At 52.0% G+C, this 4,036-nt stretch carries 4 protein-coding genes; all 4 read right to left on the bottom strand.

Annotation, left to right across the window (positions count from 1 at the left end; all coding sequences use genetic code 11):
* Positions 1 to 463: hypothetical protein (locus VI895_10415; GenBank protein ID HLG20210.1), on the bottom strand; the 463-nt coding region annotated here is incomplete at its 3' end.
* Positions 464 to 804: 341 nt separating this feature from the next.
* The gene (gene chrA, locus VI895_10410; protein ID HLG20209.1) at positions 805 to 1,938 is read right to left on the bottom strand and encodes a chromate efflux transporter; all 1,134 of its coding nucleotides are present in this window, start codon (positions 1,936 to 1,938) and stop codon (positions 805 to 807) included.
* 117 nt (positions 1,939 to 2,055) lie between these two features.
* On the bottom strand, positions 2,056 to 3,399 hold the full coding sequence (locus tag VI895_10405) for a hypothetical protein (GenBank protein HLG20208.1): 1,344 nt from the start codon (positions 3,397 to 3,399) through the stop codon (positions 2,056 to 2,058).
* A 7-nt stretch (positions 3,400 to 3,406) separates the two neighbouring features.
* Positions 3,407 to 4,036 (bottom strand): outer membrane lipoprotein-sorting protein (locus tag VI895_10400; GenBank protein ID HLG20207.1); only part of this gene is annotated, 630 nt, incomplete at its 5' end.

The raw sequence follows: 4,036 nt of genomic DNA, 5'->3' as shown, positions 1-4,036 counted from the left end.
AGCGCCGCCGCCAGCCGCTCCATACCGGGAAACCGCTGTCATCGCGCAGCTTGAGTACTTCGTCGCCCTTTTTAACCTCCATGGCGATGATGGCCGGCTTCCCGCCAAAGGTAATCTTCGAACCTTTGACTTCGATCTTATCCTTGGGTTCGATCTTCACGTCCTGGTTTTCGAGATACCAACTCGGACCCAGATGGACCGATATGATCTCCTTGTCCGTCTTCACGTTCATGTGAAGTCCCGCGCCCATCCCTTTGTTAGGCGTGATCTGGGACACACTAACGACGTCTCCGGTTAAAGTTTCAACGGTCTTGGGATCATACATTCTGTTATAGGGAGTACCGGGGCCCCAACCACGACTACCTCGCCACATCATCCCCGGCCCCTTCTGAGCGAAAGAACCCGCTTGCCCCAAAAATAGTACCATCGCAGCAATGGTCAGCAGAATGGTTACTCCTTTCATTTTGTCTCCCCTCCTTTTTATGAAATTCGATACTGCTAGTTTCACGACTTATGGAGCAAGGCCTATGCCAGAACAAAAACCCCCTGAGATCCCACAACGCTGAGCTGGAACATTCTCACGATCGCGAAAACGCCGGAGCTCTTCTTGCACAAATGAAATTCAATCACGTCTTTGCCTCATGCCGAGAAGCACTAACTTGAGCGAGCGTCAAAACCTTTCGGCTGCGAAAAGTTAAAATACTCGCTAAAAGCCCGAAGCGTTACGGCGGGAATGACCCAACTGACCTACTAGAACGGAGCGCGGCAAACGTCATCAAACTCTCGGATGGTCGGGTAGATTATCTATAGGAAAATGATCGACACCACCGTTCCCACGATTACCAGCCAGATAATTTCAATATTCAAAAGCAACGCAATAAATCCTGCGATGGCGAGTAACGCGCGCGGGATATCCCACGCGATGCCCGAAGCGAATCGAAGAGTGACGGAAAACAGAAGCCCCACGAATGAGCAAAGAATCGCGCCGAGAACCCCGGTCAAGTGGACGGACCTACGCAACCTGCTCAGAGTAGGCGCAATTCCAATCACGATCAAAAAGGACGGCAAAAAGATACCGATCGTCGCCACCACGCTACCGATAATCCCATAAACCATATAGCCGACGAAGGTGGCGGTTATCACAATCGGCCCCGGCGTCACCTGGCCCAACGCGATTCCGTCCAAGAACGTTCGATCATCCATCCACGATCTCGCCTCGACGACTTCGTGGAGCATCAGAGGTACTGAAGCAAAGCCGCCGCCGAAGGCGAAAAGATCGATTCGCAACATGATGACAGCAAGATCAAAAAGCTTGCGCTCCCAGAAAAAGAGCACGGCGAGCAAAAACATGGCAACCGATCCAATGATCAAAAAAGGTCTAGTAGAACCTGAATCTGTCTCTGGACGAGCGCCAAGATCCGGTGCTGAATTCTTTCCCATGAGCAAGAGACCCGAAAGTGCCGCGCTCAAGATGACCAGTATCGGACTGACTTTCAGCGCGAACATAACCGCCGCGATCACGGCGATCATTCCATCCCGCAGGCTTTTCAGGGAAGTCCTACCGAATGATAGGGTCGCGTTCGCGACGATGGCCACGACTATTGTCTGGAGGCCGTTAAACACCGAAACGACTGACGGCAACTTCTGCGAGCGCACATAGAAAGCCGAAAGCCCAACCATGAGAAGAAATGCGGGAAGGCCAAATCCGACGAAGCTCGCGGCCGCCCCAGCCGCTCCTCTTACTTTGAAGCCGACGTAAGCAGAGACTTGCATCGCCGTCGCCCCCGGAATCATTTGACAAAGAGCCACTCCGTCGCGAAAGGTGCCGCCATCGAGCCACTTTCGTTGCTCAACGGCCATCTTACCTATAAACGGGACCATAGCGGGTCCCCCAAAGGCAGTGGCGCCCAGCTTTAAAAAAGACAGGAAGAGGTGCATCAAAGAAGGATACGCGGGCATACAAATAGCGGCATTCAGCTTTTCCCCAGGCACGCCCAAGCAATCCTTCAATGGCCGGAACCGGGTCCACGACTAGAGCAGCCGGCGAATTAAACGTCAGAGCGCGAAATAATAGCGCAGCCGCAGTTCCAACCGGTAGTCGTTCTGTTTTTCTCCGAAGTCGGTGCGGTTTCGGCCGACAAGGATTACTCCTCGTAATCGGAGTTCAAGGTTTGTCAGGGGACTATACGTTATCTCAGGAAGCACATTGAAACTACCATCGATCGGATTGATGATCGAAGTAAGAGTGGGGGTGAGATAGAGAATGTCAAAGGGCTCTTTTTGGCTCACGCGAAAGTATAGATAGTCGCGTATCGGGTTGGGTTTTCCGTAAGGCCCTTTGGACAGTTGCGCACCTCGAACCAGCCCGCCGGCGTTTCCCGTGGTCAAGAAATTACGATAGCTCGTGTCGACGAAGCTAAAAAAGTCCCTCATCCGTTCACGGCTCAAGCCGGTTCCGTCGCGATAGTACTCGAGAAGGTAAGTGGTTTCCTTTTCCGTAAGGTAACGTAACCCGATAAGATAACTGACGGCTTCCGCTTCCTTTGACAAGCCTCGTCCGCTCGCGTCGATGAATTTCGATTTAACGTTATTGATGATGGCGAACTCGCCGTGCACCTCGAAGTTGGTCGCGAGATTTTTCGAGAAGTCGAAGCCGTACCGCGTCGTTCGACTTTCCCCGGTAAAAACCATGAAGTCCAAATCCGTGTCGTAAGCGAGCAGGTAGAGCTTGGATGCGAAGTTCGTGTGGTAGAGCTCGCCGAACTTGGCATTGACGTGACGTTGAACCGGAATCACCGCCGCGGTCAAAGCTGCCGTCTTCAGCGGTCCATCGAAGCTGCGAATATAATCGACGGTTGCAACCGTAGATCCTTCGAGCGCTTCTTCCGGATCTTCGGGATTCTTCGGTCGATCGATGAAACTCGCGGGATTCCATGCATAGCCCTTGCCCCACTTCATGACTTTCTTTCCCGCTTCCACGATGAAGCTCGGGCTCGGCTTGACCGAGGCATAGGCCTCGAAAAGCTTCGTATCCTCGTCCCATCCCTCAAAATCGTTGCGCACGAGGGTATCGGTTTTGAAAAACGCCGAAAAGATGTCTTTCTTGTAGGATCCCTCCAGCCGCAGCCGGAAGTTATATTGGTCGAAGGTGCTGCCCTGTTTATTTTTGAAGAACTTCACACGGGAAAAGGCCGAATCCCGATCTATCCCGAGGAGCGTCGGTTGAAACTCAGCGAAACCACCAAGGCTGTAGGGTTTGGACGCGATTTTGTCGACTTCCTTCTGCAACTCCGAAAGATCGATCTCGAACTTACCCTTGTCCTGTGGCTGTTCTTGGGAATGGAGGTTCGACGCTGTTAAAGAGATACCTAGAAAGACTAGCAGCCTTACAAACCGCATGGAGATCTCACCGGATAGTTTCGATCTTTGCGAGAAATTCCAGCGTAAATACTTCGTCGGCGACGATTCGCTTCTTGACATTCGCATAGGCCAGTATGGACTGATAGCCCTTATAAAGCGGGCTGTCGGTCTCGATGACGGATGGCCGCAGAACCCCTTCGAACGATTTTCTTTCCTTGAAGTAAAGGGTCTTGATCAACAGCCCGGTCGCCGCATAGCACTCGACCTTGGTAGGAACGATCGTTTTCTTATCCACCCACATTTTCAGTTTGTCGTAAGCGACGGTGGTGGTTTTTGCCTTTAGGTCGAGAACGTGCTCGTTCTTCTCGTCCACAATGTTTTGAACGTCGTATTCCACATTATAGTCAAGACGCATGATGTCCGCGTTGTTAAACACCCCGCCTACGACCGATTGGAGACTGGTGATCCGCACCGGTTTGCCCACGTTGGGAATATAGAGCCACATGTTATCCCCCAACCTCAGGGTGGCTCTTCCCTTCTCACTTGCGGGAGAAAGAAAGAGTGAAGCAATCTTGTCGTTGCCCTTTTTCAACGTGTAGAGGAGAAATTCCCTTTTCGCTCCGCTCGGTTCTATATTTATGAGCTTTCGATAAGATTCGAACGACTCCGGCTGGAG

Source organism: Bdellovibrionota bacterium (genome assembly GCA_035292885.1).
Lineage (GTDB): Bacteria > Bdellovibrionota_G > JALEGL01 > JALEGL01 > DATDPG01 > DATDPG01.
This window is presented reverse-complemented; position numbering and strand designations above follow the sequence as displayed.